Raw genomic sequence first — 14,111 nt, 5'->3', positions numbered from 1 at the left:
CATGCAGGAGAGACAACATGACCGATACGAGCTTCGATCTCACAGGCAAGGTGGCGTTGCTGGTCGGCGGCGGACGCGGCATCGGCGCCGGCATTGCCGCCAGTCTCGCCCGCGCCGGCGCCGATGTGGTGATTGCCGACTATGACATCGGCCTTGCGGAGGAGAGCAGCGCGGCGATTGCGGCGATCGGCCGCAGAAGCGGCGCGATCGCCGTTGACGTGCGCCACCCCGATAGCGTGCAGGCCATGGTCGATGCGGTGGAGCAGCAGTTCGGCCGACTCGATATCGCTGTGAACAATGCCGGCATCGTCAGCATCGGCTCGGTGGGCGAACTCGCAATCGATCAGTGGGACGACGTGATGGCGATCAACCTTCGCGGCGTGTTCCTGTGCTGCAAGGCCGAACTGGCTCTGATGCGCAAGAATCGTTTCGGACGGATCATCAACACCTCATCGATCGCCGGTAAGGTTGGTTTCCCCGACCTCTCACACTACACAGCCTCCAAGTTCGGGGTGATCGGCTTTACCAATGCCTTCGCCAAGGAGGTCGCGGCGGAAGGGATCACCGTCAATGCGCTCTGCCCCGGTATTGTCGGCACGGGCATGTGGCGAGGCGAAACCGGCCTTTCCGGCCGCTGGGCGCAGGAAGGCGAGAGCGAGGAGGAATCCTGGGCCCGCCACCAGGCAACGCTGCTGCCGCAAGGCGAAGCGCAGACGCCGGAGGACATGGGGCAGCTTGCCGTGTTCCTCGCAAGCGCGCCGCACGTTACCGGCCAGGCGATGGCCGTCGATGGCGGCTTTTCTCTCTGACATGCTTCAGGATTAGTCACTTCGGCACGCTTTCGGCACTGTTACGATGACTAATCCCACACTCCTTTTTCGTAACCCGTGAGGCCGGCAGGACCCAAAATGACCCAAGCCTTCATCTGCGACGCCGTGCGCACTCCCATCGGCCGCTATGGCGGCCTACTCGCCAAGGTAAGGGCCGACGATCTCGGTGCGTTGCCGATGAAGGCGCTGCTTGCCCGCAACCCAGGCCTCGATCCGGCGGCGATCGAGGAAGTATTCTACGGATGCGCCAATCAGTCCGGCGAGGATAATCGCAACGTCGCGCGCATGAGCCTGCTCCTCGCCGGCCTGCCCCACACCGTGCCCGGCGTGACGCTCAACCGGCTATGCGCGTCGGGGCTGGAGGCGGTCGGGGCCGCGGCACGCGCGATCCGCACCGGCGAGATGGCGCTGGCGCTGGCCGGCGGCGTCGAGAGCATGACCCGCGCACCGTTCGTGATGGGCAAGGCCGACAGTGCGTATGGCCGGACCCAGCAGCTCGAGGACACGACGATGGGCTGGCGCTTCGTCAACCCCGCGCTGGAAGCGCTCTACGGCACTGAAACGATGCCTCGTACAGGCGAGAACGTCGCCGAGGATCACGGCATCAGCCGCGCTGACCAGGATGGCTTTGCGCTGCGCAGCCAGCAACGCGCCGCTGCTGCCCAGGCGAACGGCTTCTTCGCCGAGGAGATCGTTGCCGTCACCATCCCCGGCCGGAAGAAAGGCGAGACGATCGAGGTCGCGGTGGACGAGCATCCGCGCGCCGACACCACACTGGAGGCGCTCGCCAAGCTCAAGCCGCTGTTCGGCCCCGATGGCACGGTGACCGCGGGCAATGCTTCGGGAATCAACGACGGCGCCGCAGCGATGATCGTCGCCAGCGAGGAGGCGGTAAAGGTACATGGCCTTACCCCCCGCGCCCGGATCCTCGGCATGGCCTCGGCCGGGGTGGAGCCGCGGGTGATGGGCATCGGCCCCGTGCCGGCTTCGCGCAAGCTGATGGCACGCCTGGGGCTTGGAATCGACGACTTCGACGCCGTCGAGCTCAACGAGGCCTTTGCGAGTCAGAGCCTCGCCGTGCTTCGCGCACTCGAGCTGCCCGACGACAGCGAGAAGGTGAATGCACATGGCGGCGCGATCGCGCTCGGCCACCCGCTCGGCATGTCCGGCGCGCGGCTGGCGATGACACTCGTCCACGAACTCGAGCGCAGCGGCGGCAAGCGCGGCCTTGCCACCCTATGCATCGGCGTCGGTCTCGGCCTGGCGCTCGCCGTCGAGCGCGTTTGATTACCCCCCGGTGCGGCCCTGCCGCGCCTGACGACGATGGCCGGAGTATGACCATGACCGCACCGATCCGCACCGAACGCCATGGTGAGATCCTCGTCATCATCGCCGACAATCCGCCCGTCAACGCGCTCGGCGCGGCCGTCCGCGCCGGGCTCGCGCGTGCGATCGATGAGGCGGCCGCCGACGATGCGGTCGCGGCGGTGGTGCTGCGCTGCGCCGGACGCACCTTCTTCGCCGGGGCCGACATCACCGAATTCGGCAAGCCGATGCAGTCGCCGGCGCTGCCGGACCTCGTCAATGCGATAGAGGCATCGATCAAGCCGGTGGTCGCGGCGATCCATGGCACCGCGCTCGGCGGCGGCTGCGAGGTGGCGCTCGGCTGCCATTACCGCATCGCCGTGTCCTCGGCAAAGATCGGCACGCCCGAGGTCAAGCTCGGCCTACTGCCGGGTGCCGGCGGCACCCAGCGGCTGCCCCGGCTCGCGGGCGTCGCCATGGCGCTGGAGATGACGGCAACGGGCGATCCGGTGACGGCCGCTAAGGCGCAGGCGGCGGGGCTGATCGATGCAATCGCGGGTGAAGACAGCCTCGAGGCGGACGCGATCGCCTATGCGCGTGCGATCAAGGCGTCGCGACCGATCCCGCGCGCATCAGAAAAGAAGGCGGACAGCGACCCCGATGCCGTTGCGGCGTTCCAGCGGGCGAACGCCCGTCGCTTCAGGGAGCTCGACGCGCCCGCCGCCAACATCGCCTGCGTCGTGAAAGCGACCGAATTGCCCTTCGCCGAAGGTCTCGCCTTCGAACGGGCGGCATTCCTGACGCTGATGGCGGGACCGCAATCTGCGGCTCAGCGCCATCTGTTCTTTGCCGAGCGACAGGCCGCGAAGATCGATGGCATTCCTGCCGACACCCTGCGCCGCCCCATCCGCCGGGTCGGCGTAATCGGCGCCGGAACGATGGGCGGCGGCATCGCGATGAACTTCCTCTCCGCCGGCCTCGCCGTGACGATCGTCGAGATGGAGCAGGAGGCGCTCGACCGCGGCGTCGGGGTGATGCGCCGCAACTACGAAGCCTCCGCGGCCAAGGGGCGGATGACGGCGGATCAAGTGGAAGCCGCGATGGCGGCGTTGACGCCGACGCTGGACTTCGATGCCCTCGCGCAGTGCGACCTGGTCATCGAAGCGGTGTACGAGAATATGGAGGTGAAGAAGGATATCTTCGCCCGGCTCGACGCGATCGCCCGGCCCGGCGCCATGCTCGCCTCCAACACCTCCTATCTCGATCTTGATGAGATCGCCGCCGCCACCCGCCGCCCGGAGGATGTGGTAGGGATGCACTTCTTCTCGCCTGCCAATGTCATGAAGCTGCTGGAGGTGGTGCGGGGCGCGCGAACCGCGCCCGATGTACTCGCCACGGTGATGGCGCTGGCGAAGACCATCGGCAAGGTCGCGGTGGTGGCGGGGGTCACCTTCGGGTTCATCGGCAACCGCATGCTGCGCCAGCGACAGGCGGCGGCGAACGCGCTGCTGCTGGAAGGCGCGAGCCCCGAGCAGATCGATCGGGTCCATGTCGCCTTCGGCATGCCGATGGGGCCGTTCCAGATGGCCGATCTCGCCGGCGTCGACATCGGCTGGCACCGCGACCCCACCCGCATCGAGAACATCCGCGAGGCGCTCGCCGCCGAGAGCCGCTGGGGCCAGAAGAAGCTGGCAGGCTACTATGATTACGACGAGCGGCGCACCCCGTCGCCCTCGCCCCGGGTCGCCGAGATCATCGACGAGTGGCGCACCCGCACCGGGACGCCCCAGCATACGGTGTCCGACGAAGAAATCGTAGAGCGCACGATCTATCCGATGATCAACGAAGGCGCGCTGATCCTCGAGGAGGGGATGGCGCAGCGCGCCTCGGACATCGATGTCGTGTGGGTCTATGGCTATGGGTGGCCGGCCTATCGCGGTGGCCCGATGTTCTGGGCGAAGAGCGAAGGCCATGATAAGATCGTCGCAGGGCTGAAGAAGCACGGCGTTGCCGTCGCCGACAGCCTGACCGGCAAACAACCGGGGTAGACCTAGCACAACCCGCCTCGACTACGGGCGGATCGTTCGACGGTGATGGACTCGGCCAGCGATACTGGACAGGTGCAATCCACCAGAACCCGTTGGTGCCCTCCGCTGCTATCTGGACAAATGGCAGCTTACCGCAAGTTCCCCCCCGAAAGCGGACCGGCTGGTTCCCTCCCATTAGCTGCCGGTCCGCTCCTAGGCATGTGACAGCGCATAGCCGCCCGTAGCATTAAGGACTAGCACCGCCTCGAGATATCCACCATCCTAGATATATGGATAGCGGTTCAGCCATCGCTGCTTTGGGGGCGCTCGCGCAAGGAACCCGCCTCGATGTGTTCCGTCTTTTGGTCCGTCATGAGCCGGACGGGATGGCGGCGGGCGAGATCGCCCGTCGGCTCGACGTCCCGCAGAACACCATGTCGGCGCATTTGGGCATCCTTGCGCGCGCCGGCATCGTTCGATCTGAGCGGCACAGCCGTTCCATCATCTACCGCGCCGACCTCGACGGCCTGCGGGCGCTGACGCTCTTCCTGGTCAAGGACTGCTGCGCCGGCTCGCCGGAGCTGTGCGCGCCGCTGATCGCCGAGCTCACCCCCTGCTGCTGAAAGGACGCGCCGTGGCCGTCGACGTCGTGATCTACCATAATCCCGCCTGCGGCACCTCGCGCAATACGCTGGCGATAATCCGCAACGCTGGGATCGAGCCGCACGTCGTGGAGTATCTGAAGACCCCGCCGTCCCGCACGCTGCTGGTCGAGCTGATCAATCGCGCCGGCATCTCGCCCCGAGATCTGCTGCGCGAGAAAGGCACGCCCTACGCCGAGCTCGGCCTCGGCGACGTCTCGCTGACCGACGACGCCCTGCTCGACGCCATGATGGCGCACCCTATCCTGATCAACCGGCCGCTGGTTGTCTCGCCGCTCGGCGTGAAGCTCTGCCGCCCGTCGGAGGTCGTCCTCGATCTGCTACCCGAGCCACAGCGGGGCGCGTTCGCCAAGGAGGATGGCGAACAGGTGGTGGACGCCTCCGGGCACCGCGTCGCCTGATGCTCCTCGCCCTCGTCATCTTCGTCGTCACGATCGCGCTGGTCATCTGGCAGCCCCGAGGCCTTGGCATCGGATGGAGCGCGCTGGGCGGTGCCGCCGTGGCGCTGCTCGCCGGAGTGGTCTCTCTCTCCGACGTGCCGGTGGTCTGGGGTATCGTATGGAACGCGACCGCGACGTTCGTCGCGATCATCATTGTCAGCCTGCTGCTGGACGAGGCCGGCTTCTTCGAATGGGCGGCGCTGCACGTCGCCCGATGGGGCGGCGGGCACGGCCGACGCCTGTTCGTCCTGATCGTCCTCCTCGGCGCAGCCGTGTCGGCGCTGTTCGCCAACGACGGCGCCGCGCTGATCCTGACCCCGATCGTCATCGCGATGCTGCGGGCGCTCGGCTACCGGGACAAGGCGACGCTGGCATTCGTGATGGCGGCCGGCTTCGTGGCCGACACGGCCAGTCTGCCGCTGATCGTGTCCAACCTGGTCAACATCGTGTCGGCCGACTTCTTCCGCATTGGGTTCGCCGACTACGCCTCGGTGATGGTGCCGGTGGATCTCGCGTCGATCGCCGCGACGCTGGTCGTGCTGCTGCTGTTCTTCCGCCGCGACGTGCCGACCGGCTACGACGTCGCGCAGCTCCGCACCCCGGCCGACGCGATCCGGGATCCCGCCACGTTCAAGGCGGGCTGGGTCGTCCTGGCCGCCCTACTCGCCGGCTTCTTCCTGCTCGAACCCATCGGCGTTCCGGTCAGCGCCGTCGCCGCTGTCGGCGCGGTCCTGCTGCTCGCCATCGCCGGGCGTGGTCACGTCATCGAGACCCGCGAGGTCCTACGCGGCGCACCGTGGCAGGTCGTGATCTTCTCGCTCGGCATGTATCTGGTCGTCTACGGCCTGCGGAACGCCGGCCTGACCGACCATCTCGCCGGTCTCCTCGACAGCGCCGCCCAGGGCGGCGTGTGGGGCGCGGCGTTCGGCGCCGGCATCATCGCCGCGCTGTTGTCGTCGGTGATGAACAACATGCCGACGGTCCTGGTCGGCGCGCTGTCGATCGACGCGACCCATGCGACCGGCCCCGTCAGGGAAGCGATGGTCTACGCCAACGTGATCGGCTGCGACCTCGGCCCCAAGATCACGCCGATCGGATCGCTCGCCACCCTCTTGTGGCTGCACGTCCTCGGGCAGAAAGGCATCCACATCGGTTGGGGCTATTACTTCCGCGTCGGCGCGACGCTGACCGTCCCCGTGCTGCTGGCCACGCTCGCCGCGCTGGCGATCTGGGTCGACGCCGGATGAGCTGCGGACACCCTCTGGAACCCACCGGGAAACCCCTGCTGATGCCCCTTCGCATCCTCACCGACCCAGACCACCTGCCGGCGCTCGATCGCCGCTACGCGCTCGATAGGCCTGCCGTGGGGCTGGGCGCGGACGACCCGCCCGTGCGCATTCTGCTGCTCTACGGATCGCTGCGCGACCGGTCCTACTCCCGGCTGTGCATCGAGGAGGCGGCGCGCCTGCTGCGCTTCTTCGGCGCGGAGACGCGCATCTTCGACCCGTCGACCCTGCCGTTGCCGGATCAGGTGGCTGGCGACGACGACCCTGCCGTCCATGAGTTGCGCGAGCTGTCGATGTGGTCGGAGGGGCAGGTGTGGTGCAGCCCAGAGCGGCACGGACAGATCACCGGCATCATGAAGCTGCAGGTTGACCACCTTCCGCTGTCGATGGGCGGGATGCGACCGACGCAGGGCCGCACCCTCGCCGTCATGCAGGTGTCGGCCGGATCGCAGTCGTTCAACAGCGTGAACACCCTTCGCGTCCTTGGCCGGTGGATGCGTATGGTCACGATCCCAAACCAATCCAGCGTCGCCAGAGCGTTCGAGGAGTTTGACGACGCTGGCCGCATGAAGCCGTCCAGCTACTACGATCGCATCGTCGACGTTATGGAGGAGCTGGTCCGCTTCACGGTCCTGCTGCGCCCCCATACCGCTCAACTGGTCGATCGATACTCAGAACGGAAGGACGCCGGCGTTCCAATCGACACGGCAGCCGACCTGTCGAGCATCGCCGTCGCACCACAAACGCGATCCTGACTTGTTTGCACCTTTCCGTCAGGACGTCGAGGCGGATAGGGTCAGCCTATGGGGCCGTAAGCGGCGATCCAACGGCGTGGGAGAGCCCGCTGCTGTCGCAGCGGGTCCAGGGGCGCAGGAGCCGCGAGTTCATCGCACCAGCGGGGGCAGCGCTGCGCTGCTTGGGGGGCTCCACGCGCGGCCGAAAGCGCCCAGAAACGGACATTGCCCGGCACGAGTGGACAACTTAAAAGCGTCCATATGATCGAAAGAACCGCAACCTGTCGGTGTGGATAGTTGGAAATGGTCTGCGGGGACGAACCTATGAGGCACATAATCAATTGCATGGCTTACGGGCTGGGGGTTGCCCTGGCTGGCATGTCACCGACAATCGCTTTCGCGCAGGCTCTTAGCGTGGACGCGTTCAAGCTCTCCGGCGTCAAACTTCAGCAAGACACGTATCAAGGTGTGTCAGCTTTGAAGATGACGATGCCGTCGTCTGCGACCCAAGACCCCACGAAGGAAGCCCTCGCAGACCGTGACTACATGGCTTGGCTGCCCTTGAACTTCCACGACGGCACAATCGATGTGGATGTGGCCAGCGACCTCAGTGCGGATGCACCACGCTACGCCAGAGGCTTCGTCGGCGTGACATTCCGAATTGACGACAATAACCGCTTTGAGAGTATCTACCTGCGCCCGACCAATAGCGATGCCGAAGATCAGGTTCGACGAAACCACTCCGTTCAGTACGTCGCCTATCCCGACTTCAAGTTTGATCGACTCCGGCGTGAAAGCCCCGAGAAGTATGAGACCTTCGCTGACATCACCACAGGGCGCTGGATACATATGCGCGTGGTCGTGTCGGGCTCGAAGGCGAGGCTGTACTTAGATGGGCGGAGCAAGCCTGCGCTGATCGTGGATGACCTAAAGCTTGGATCGTCGCAGCGCGGCGGCGTCGGCGTTTGGATCGAGTCGGGCACCGTTGCTCATTTTCGCAACCTCAAGGTCACCCCCGCGAGATGATGTGAGACAACGAAATCGCCGAACTCCCACGATCCTCGATTTCAAGATGGGTGATAAGCGCAGCATCTATCGCCCGCTTCGCTCCAAAGCGGCCTGTCCGCTTTCCTGCCAATTGGTGGTCGGCAGCGCCTCACCAAGCGCGCGGCGCTCCCCCGACCCTCTTGCCTGCGGCCGCCTCCACATCGTTCAGATCGGCCTGCGTCAGTACGCCAGCGGCGAGAACCCTTCGCATAAGCTCGTCCAGAAGGGCGGCCAGAAAGTGAACCTCCGCTCTCTCTGACTCGGTGTCTTCCCCTTCTGAGTTCACGTGCATGCCACAACACCTCCCGCGATAAACTCGCCGGTATGATGATCGCCTTCTGGAACGGACGAAGCAACAGGGATGCTGGACCCTGCGAATGCGGCCTAGGTTGTGAAGCGCCTATGTGCCGCCAATCGATTGGGTATTAGGACGGATCTGCAGCCGCCCCCTCCCCTGTACCGGCCATCAGCGCCTCGCCTGCGCTCAATCGCTGCGGCGGTTTGCCTGGCATGAAGCGGTAAACGGTGCCGCGCGATATCCCGAGCTGACGCGCGATGTGCGACGGTCGAACGCCCTCTGCAGCCAGCTTGCGCACGGCCTCCGGATCGATGCGCGGCTTGCCTCCCCTGTAGGCGCCTCTCGCCTTTGCTGCCTCAATCCCCTCGGCCTGCCGCTCTTTCCGCAAGTTTGTCTCGAACTCGGCGAAGACCCCAAGCATGTCGAGGAAGGCCTTCCCAGCCGCCGTCCCGGTGTCGATCGGCTGCTCTGTCGCCTTCAGCGACACTCCCCTCCCCTTCAGGTCGTGCACGACATCCTGCAGGTCCTTCATCGAGCGGGCGAGCCGGTCGATGCGCGTCACCACTAGCGTGTCGCCATCGCGAAGGAAGTCGAGCAGGATCTGGAGCTCAGGTCGTGATCCACGCTCGACGCCGGACTTCTTCTCCGATCGGATCGTCTGGCATCCCGCCGCGCGCAGCGCCGCGACCTGAATGCTGAGGTCCTGATCGGTCGTTGAGACCCGCGCGTAGCCGAAGAGCGCCATGATACTCCTTTCTGTTCAACCAGCTTCTAGACCCACTCGGCCAAATGTTCAATATAGCTGCGAACGACCCTGATTGAACGGCAAAGCTGTTCCACCGGTAGTGTACTGCCAGGGTATACCCTGGCTATCGCTTGCTGAAGGTCACTTCTTTACCACGACCACCGGTGATTGTAGCTCGTGCCGGTTTGGTGTATGACCAGCGCGGAACTGTATGGTGGTGAACGCGATACAATGAACGCGCACAATGGGCGGCTGGTTAGTGGCGGACGTTTGCAGCTGCCGTCCGACATACGGCGGGAGCTTGGCCTCGCTGATGGCGACCAGGTTGTGATGCGCGTCGTCGACGGAGAGCTGCACATCCGGCCACGACGCGATGTGCTCAAGCGGATACAGGCGATGTTGCGTCCGTATGCGCCGGTAGACGGCTCGGTCACCGACGAGCTGATTACCGAGCGCCGCACGGAAGCCGCACGTGACTGACAGACCGGTCGTCCTCGACGCATCGGCGATCCTAGCCGCATTCTTCGACGAACCGGGCGCAGATCGTGTCGCTGAGCAGATGAGTGGCGCGCTGATCAGCGCGGTGAACTACGCCGAGGTCATCGCCAAGCTAGTGGACCTCGGCACACCTCGCGAGCAGATCCTCGAGATCATGGCGCAGCTCGATGTCGAAGTTATCCCGGCAGACCGCGATCAAGGCACGATCGCCGGCCTGCTCCGCGCCGAGACCCGTTCAGCTGGGCTTTCGCTCGGCGATCGGAGCTGCCTCGCCCTGGCGATCAGCTGCGGCGGTGTGGCCCTCACAATGGACCGCGCTTGGGCCTCGCTGCATTTAGACGTCGAGATCCTGGTCGCTCGCTAACGCGGCTGCGGACAATCATACCACGCGAGGTAGTTTCGCGAGATGTTTGTCGAGCGTGATCGGATAATCGCGCACCCGCACGCCAGTGGCGTTGTAGACCGCGTTGGCAATCGCGGGGGCGACACCGGATATACCGAGTTCGCCCACGCCCTTCGCTTTCAGCGGCGACATGGTCGCGTCGACCTCCTCGAGAAAGATGACCTCTTGGTGCGGGATATCGGCATGCACCGGCACCTCGTATCCGGCGAGGTCGTGATTGACGAAGAAGCCGAAGCGCTTGTCGACGGCCAATTCCTCCATCAACGCGGCACCAGCGCCGCCGACCATGCCTCCGATCACCTGGCTGCGCGCGGTCACGGGGTTGAGGATGCGCCCCGCGGCGCAGACCGCGAGCATGCGTCGGATGCGGATCTCGCCCGTGTACGCATTGACGGCGACCTCGCAGAAGTGCGCCCCAAAGGTCTGCTGCTCGAAGCGCCGTGACAGGTCGCCGTACTCGATCTTGTCCTCTGCCGTGATCGGCCCGTCTTTGGCCGCTTCCGCCAGCCGCACGCGCCGGGTTCCCCCGCGCACCTCACTATCCACGAATACCGCGTCGGCCGAGTTGAAGCCGAGCTTGGTTGCGACAGCCTCGCGCAGCTTCACGCAAGCGGCGTAGGCGCCCGCGGTCGCGGAGGCAGCACCCCCCTGTCCACCCCCACCGAACGCCTCCGGGTAATTCGAGTCGGCGAGCTTCACCACCACGCGATCGAGCGGCAGCCCCATCATCTCGGCGACGGTCTGGCCGATGATGGTGTAGCTGCCGGTGCCCATGTCGGTCATGTTGCTTTCGACGGTGACGATGCCGTCGCGACCGAGCGTGACACGGCCGCCTGCGGGGATGATCGGCGCGCCGCGGATGGCCGAGGCCATACCCATGCCGATCAGCCAGCGACCATCCCGACGCGCGCCAGGCGTGGCGCTCCGCTCCTTCCACCCGAAGCGTTCGGCGCCGGTGCGCAGACATTTGACGAACTGCCGGATCGAGAACGGGCGTCCCGGTACGTCCTGAGGGCCCTGATTGGGGCTCGAAGCCTGAGGGTCGGTAGGCGAACCGCGGCCGGGATCATCGGGCACCGTCTGCGTGTCGTTGAGGACTCGCAGCTCGACAGGATCCATTCCGAGCTTCTCGGCGAGCTCGTCCATGGCGACTTCGAGCGCCATTAGACCGGACGCCTCGCCGGGAGCCCGCATCGCGTTGCCCTCCGGTAGATCGAGCGTCGAGAGTCTGGTCAGGTTGAGCCGGTTGGCGCCCGCGTAGAGAAGCTGCGTCTGCGCCGCGGCGATCTCAGGCCCGCCGCCCGGCAGGTTGCCCGAGAGCGTCTCGTGGCCGACCGCGACCAGTCTGCCGTCGCGATCCGCCGCTAGGCGCACACGCTGGATCGTCGCTGGCCGGTGTGTCGTGTTGTTGGGCATGAGCGGACGTGAGAGCGCGACCTTGACGGCGCGGCCGACGGCGCGGGCGCCGAGCGCGGCGAGTACCGCGTCCGAGCATACGCTGCCCTTTCCGCCGAAGCCGCCCCCGATGTATGTGGCGACGACGCGGATCTTCTCCTGCGGGATGCTGAGCTTGTTGCCGAGGTCACGCCGCGCCCAGCCCACGATCTGCTGCGCCGACCAGATCGTCAGCTGGTCACCGTCCCACCGCGCGATCGTGGCGTGCGGCTCCATCATCATGTGGCTTTGGTCCGGCGTCGTGAACGTCGCGTCCACCTTCACCGGGGCGGAAGCGAATGCCTTGTCGAAGTCGCCGGTGTGAACGTCGGGCTGACGACGGTGAGGCTTCGCACCCTCGCGGGTGGCAGCCAGATCAAAGGCGCCCTTCGTGCGCACATAGTCGATCCGGATCCGGGCCGCTGCCGCACGAGCCTGCTCGAACGTCTCCGCCACGACCAGCGCGACGGCCTGGTGATAGTGTTCGACCTCAGGGCCGGCGATCGGCTTGGCGACGTAGAAGCCCTGCGTCTTGATCGGCCCGGCGTTGTCCGCCGTGACGATCGCGAGGACGCCGGGCGAGGCCTTGGCCTCGCTTAGATCCATCGCCGAGATGCGCCCCTTGGCCACGGCGGATCCCACGATGTAGCCATAAGCGGCATTCGGCGCGGCTTCGTGGTTCTCGTAGGAATAGACCGCCGTCCCGGTGGTCTTGAGCGGTCCCTCGATCCGGGCGTGGGGCTTGCCGATCACCGTCTCGCGGTCGATCGGGTTGGTGCCTGCGGGGGTGTCGAACTTCATGGCCTCAACCCTTCTTCTGCGCCGGCGTGCCCGCCTGGTCGAGCACCGCGGCGAGCGCGCGCGTCGCCAGCGGCAGCTTGAACGCATTGTCCTTGGTCGGTGTGGCGCCCTGGAAGGCGCGCGCGGTCACCGCCGCGGCGCCCTGCGGCAGCAGTGCCTCTGCCGCCTCAACCCGCCACGGCTTGGGCGCGACGCCGCCGAACGCCACCCGACCGCTGCCGTCGCGCTGCATCACCGCCGCGACCGACACCAGCGCGTAGGCGTAGGACGCACGGTCGCGCACCTTCTCGTAGAAATGCTGGCCGCCGAGCGGCTTGGGCAGCACCACTGCGGTGATCAGCTCGCCCGGGCGCAGCGTCGTGTCCTGCTCGGGATGGTCGCCCCACAGCCGGTGGAAGTCGGCGATCGGGATGCTTCTGCGCTGGCCGTTCGCGTCGACCGTCTCCACCACCGCGTCGAGCACACGCATCGCCACCGCCATGTCGCCGGGGAAGGTGGCGATGCACGACGAGCTCACGCCGATCACGCCGAGCTGGCGCGAATAGCCGCCGATCGCGGCGCAGCCGTCGCCCGGCTTGCGCTTGTTGCACGCCATGTTGGTGTCGTAAAAATACGGGCAGCGCGTGCGCTGGAGCAGGTTGCCCGCGGTCGAGGCCTTGTTGCGCAGCTGGCCCGAGGCCCCCGCCAGGATCGCGCGGCTGAGCACGCCATAGTCGCGCCGCACGCGCGGGTCGGCGGCGAGGTCGGTGTTGGTCACCAGCGCGCCGATGCGCAGGCCGCCTTCCGCGGTCTTCTCGATCTTGTCGAAGCCGAGGTCCTGCACGTCGACGAGGTGCGTCGGCGTCTCGATCTCCAGCTTCATCAGGTCGAGCAGGTTGGTGCCGCCCGCCAGGAACTTGGCGCCGGGCCGTTGCGCCACCGCGCGCGCCGCGGCGACCGCGTCGGTGGCGCGCTCGTAGGTGAAGCTTCTCATGCGCGCTCTCCCGCCACCTCGGCCACCGCCTCGGCGATGTTCGAATAGGCACCGCAGCGGCAGATGTTGCCGCTCATCCGCTCGCGCAGCTCCATGTTGGTGAAGCGCGCCTTGGCGGTGAGGTCGTCCTGGACGTGGCTCGGCACGTCGCGCTTGATCTCGTCGAGCACCGCCACCGCCGAGCAGATCTGTCCCGGCGTGCAATAGCCGCACTGGTATCCGTCATGTTTCACGAACGCGGCCTGCATCGGGTGGAGCTTGTCGGGCGTGCCCAGCCCCTCGATCGTGGTGACCGCGTCACCGTCGTGCTGGAGCGCGAGGCTGAGGCACGCGTTGATCCGCCGCCCCTCGACGATCACCGTGCAGGCGCCGCACTGGCCGTGGTCGCAGCCCTTCTTGGTGCCGGTGAGGTGCAGATGCTCGCGCAGCGCGTCGAGGAGCGTCGTGCGCGGGTCGAGCGCCAGCTCGCGCTTCTCCCCGTTGACGGTGAGACGCACCGGCATGGTCGGGGTGGCGCTCGCGGGTGTCCGCTGCGGTGTCGCGCCGGCGGGAGCTGCGGCGGCGACCGCACTGGCGGCGCTGCCGGCGAGCACCCCGCGCCTCGACATTTCGATCTCGCTCATCATCG

15 protein-coding genes are annotated in these 14,111 nt (G+C 66.5%); 11 read left to right on the top strand and 4 right to left on the bottom strand.

What is annotated here, in order from left to right:
* Positions 1-17: 17 nt before the first annotated feature.
* From FHY02_RS19580 to FHY02_RS19540, 9 genes are all read left to right on the top strand, one after another.
* Positions 18-809, top strand: coding sequence for an SDR family NAD(P)-dependent oxidoreductase (locus FHY02_RS19580; protein WP_132910679.1), 792 nt, complete (start codon positions 18-20; stop codon positions 807-809).
* Between the two features lie 99 nt (positions 810-908).
* A complete protein-coding gene (pcaF, locus tag FHY02_RS19575; RefSeq protein WP_183925420.1) occupies positions 909-2,117 on the top strand; it encodes a 3-oxoadipyl-CoA thiolase in 1,209 nt (402 codons plus the stop codon).
* A 53-nt stretch (positions 2,118-2,170) separates the two neighbouring features.
* A complete protein-coding gene (locus FHY02_RS19570; protein ID WP_183925418.1) occupies positions 2,171-4,183 on the top strand; it encodes a 3-hydroxyacyl-CoA dehydrogenase NAD-binding domain-containing protein in 2,013 nt (670 codons plus the stop codon).
* Between the two features lie 269 nt (positions 4,184-4,452).
* A complete protein-coding gene (locus tag FHY02_RS19565; protein ID WP_132910676.1) occupies positions 4,453-4,785 on the top strand; it encodes a helix-turn-helix transcriptional regulator in 333 nt (110 codons plus the stop codon).
* Between the two features lie 11 nt (positions 4,786-4,796).
* Positions 4,797-5,225: an arsenate reductase (glutaredoxin) gene (gene arsC / locus FHY02_RS19560; protein ID WP_132910675.1), complete on the top strand. Its 429-nt coding sequence runs from the start codon at positions 4,797-4,799 to the stop codon at positions 5,223-5,225.
* Positions 5,225-6,511, top strand: coding sequence for an arsenic transporter (locus FHY02_RS19555; protein WP_132910674.1), 1,287 nt, complete (start codon positions 5,225-5,227; stop codon positions 6,509-6,511). Before arsC ends, FHY02_RS19555 begins: the two co-directional genes overlap by 1 nt.
* A gap of 41 nt (positions 6,512-6,552) precedes the next feature.
* Positions 6,553-7,305: an arsenical resistance protein ArsH gene (arsH, locus tag FHY02_RS19550; protein WP_132910673.1), complete on the top strand. Its 753-nt coding sequence runs from the start codon at positions 6,553-6,555 to the stop codon at positions 7,303-7,305.
* A gap of 324 nt (positions 7,306-7,629) precedes the next feature.
* The gene (locus tag FHY02_RS19545; protein ID WP_207913475.1) at positions 7,630-8,310 is read left to right on the top strand and encodes a hypothetical protein; all 681 of its coding nucleotides are present in this window, start codon (positions 7,630-7,632) and stop codon (positions 8,308-8,310) included.
* Positions 8,311-8,356: 46 nt separating this feature from the next.
* Positions 8,357-8,590 (top strand): hypothetical protein, encoded by a 234-nt coding sequence (locus FHY02_RS19540; RefSeq protein WP_183925416.1) that lies wholly within the window; start codon positions 8,357-8,359, stop codon positions 8,588-8,590.
* A 166-nt stretch (positions 8,591-8,756) separates the two neighbouring features.
* On the opposite strand, the gene FHY02_RS19535 is transcribed toward FHY02_RS19540, so the two are convergent.
* Entirely contained in the window at positions 8,757-9,374 is a 618-nt protein-coding gene (locus FHY02_RS19535) for a recombinase family protein (protein WP_132910671.1), read from the bottom strand.
* A gap of 192 nt (positions 9,375-9,566) precedes the next feature.
* On the opposite strand from FHY02_RS19535, the gene FHY02_RS19530 reads away from it, so the two are divergent.
* Together FHY02_RS19530 and FHY02_RS19525 are read left to right on the top strand one after the other, a co-directional pair.
* Positions 9,567-9,854: an AbrB/MazE/SpoVT family DNA-binding domain-containing protein gene (locus tag FHY02_RS19530; RefSeq protein ID WP_221198740.1), complete on the top strand. Its 288-nt coding sequence runs from the start codon at positions 9,567-9,569 to the stop codon at positions 9,852-9,854.
* Entirely contained in the window at positions 9,847-10,236 is a 390-nt protein-coding gene (locus FHY02_RS19525; protein WP_183925414.1) for a type II toxin-antitoxin system VapC family toxin, read from the top strand. The genes FHY02_RS19530 and FHY02_RS19525 overlap by 8 nt, the downstream gene beginning before the upstream one ends.
* 15 nt (positions 10,237-10,251) lie before the next feature.
* On the opposite strand, the gene paoC is transcribed toward FHY02_RS19525, so the two are convergent.
* The 3 genes from paoC to paoA are packed head-to-tail and all read right to left on the bottom strand — an operon-like array spanning position 10,252 to position 14,109.
* Entirely contained in the window at positions 10,252-12,510 is a 2,259-nt protein-coding gene (paoC, locus tag FHY02_RS19520) for an aldehyde oxidoreductase molybdenum-binding subunit PaoC (RefSeq protein WP_183925412.1), read from the bottom strand.
* A gap of 4 nt (positions 12,511-12,514) precedes the next feature.
* Positions 12,515-13,483 carry a xanthine dehydrogenase family protein subunit M gene (locus tag FHY02_RS19515; protein ID WP_183925410.1) on the bottom strand — a complete coding sequence of 323 codons (969 nt, stop codon included), beginning with the start codon at positions 13,481-13,483 and terminating at the stop codon, positions 12,515-12,517.
* Complete coding sequence (gene paoA / locus FHY02_RS19510; protein WP_409322767.1) at positions 13,480-14,109, bottom strand: aldehyde dehydrogenase iron-sulfur subunit PaoA; 630 nt, start codon at positions 14,107-14,109, stop codon at positions 13,480-13,482. The genes FHY02_RS19515 and paoA overlap by 4 nt, the downstream gene beginning before the upstream one ends.
* Positions 14,110-14,111: the final 2 nt, after the last annotated feature.

The sequence above is a fragment of the Sphingomonas sp. BK069 genome (genome assembly GCF_014193405.1).
Lineage (GTDB): Bacteria > Pseudomonadota > Alphaproteobacteria > Sphingomonadales > Sphingomonadaceae > Sphingomonas.
The sequence above is the reverse complement of the archived record's forward strand: the minus strand, read 5'-3'. Positions and strand labels throughout refer to the sequence as shown.

Bases quoted from the DNA above. Each gene is read 5' to 3' on its own strand.
- FHY02_RS19580 (WP_132910679.1), top strand. From the start codon at position 18: ATGACCGATACGAGCTTCGATCTCACAGGCAAGGTGGCGTTGCTGGTC.
- pcaF (WP_183925420.1), top strand. From the start codon at position 909: ATGACCCAAGCCTTCATCTGCGACGCCGTGCGCACTCCCATCGGCCGC.
- FHY02_RS19570 (WP_183925418.1), top strand. From the start codon at position 2,171: ATGACCGCACCGATCCGCACCGAACGCCATGGTGAGATCCTCGTCATC.
- FHY02_RS19565 (WP_132910676.1), top strand. From the start codon at position 4,453: ATGGATAGCGGTTCAGCCATCGCTGCTTTGGGGGCGCTCGCGCAAGGA.
- FHY02_RS19555 (WP_132910674.1), top strand. From the start codon at position 5,225: ATGCTCCTCGCCCTCGTCATCTTCGTCGTCACGATCGCGCTGGTCATC.
- arsH (WP_132910673.1), top strand. From the start codon at position 6,553: ATGCCCCTTCGCATCCTCACCGACCCAGACCACCTGCCGGCGCTCGAT.
- FHY02_RS19545 (WP_207913475.1), top strand. From the start codon at position 7,630: ATGGCTTACGGGCTGGGGGTTGCCCTGGCTGGCATGTCACCGACAATC.
- FHY02_RS19540 (WP_183925416.1), top strand. From the start codon at position 8,357: ATGGGTGATAAGCGCAGCATCTATCGCCCGCTTCGCTCCAAAGCGGCC.
- FHY02_RS19535 (WP_132910671.1), bottom strand. From the start codon at position 9,374: ATGGCGCTCTTCGGCTACGCGCGGGTCTCAACGACCGATCAGGACCTC.
- FHY02_RS19530 (WP_221198740.1), top strand. From the start codon at position 9,567: ATGACCAGCGCGGAACTGTATGGTGGTGAACGCGATACAATGAACGCG.
- paoC (WP_183925412.1), bottom strand. From the start codon at position 12,510: ATGAAGTTCGACACCCCCGCAGGCACCAACCCGATCGACCGCGAGACG.
- FHY02_RS19515 (WP_183925410.1), bottom strand. From the start codon at position 13,483: ATGAGAAGCTTCACCTACGAGCGCGCCACCGACGCGGTCGCCGCGGCG.
- paoA (WP_409322767.1), bottom strand. From the start codon at position 14,109: ATGATGAGCGAGATCGAAATGTCGAGGCGCGGGGTGCTCGCCGGCAGC.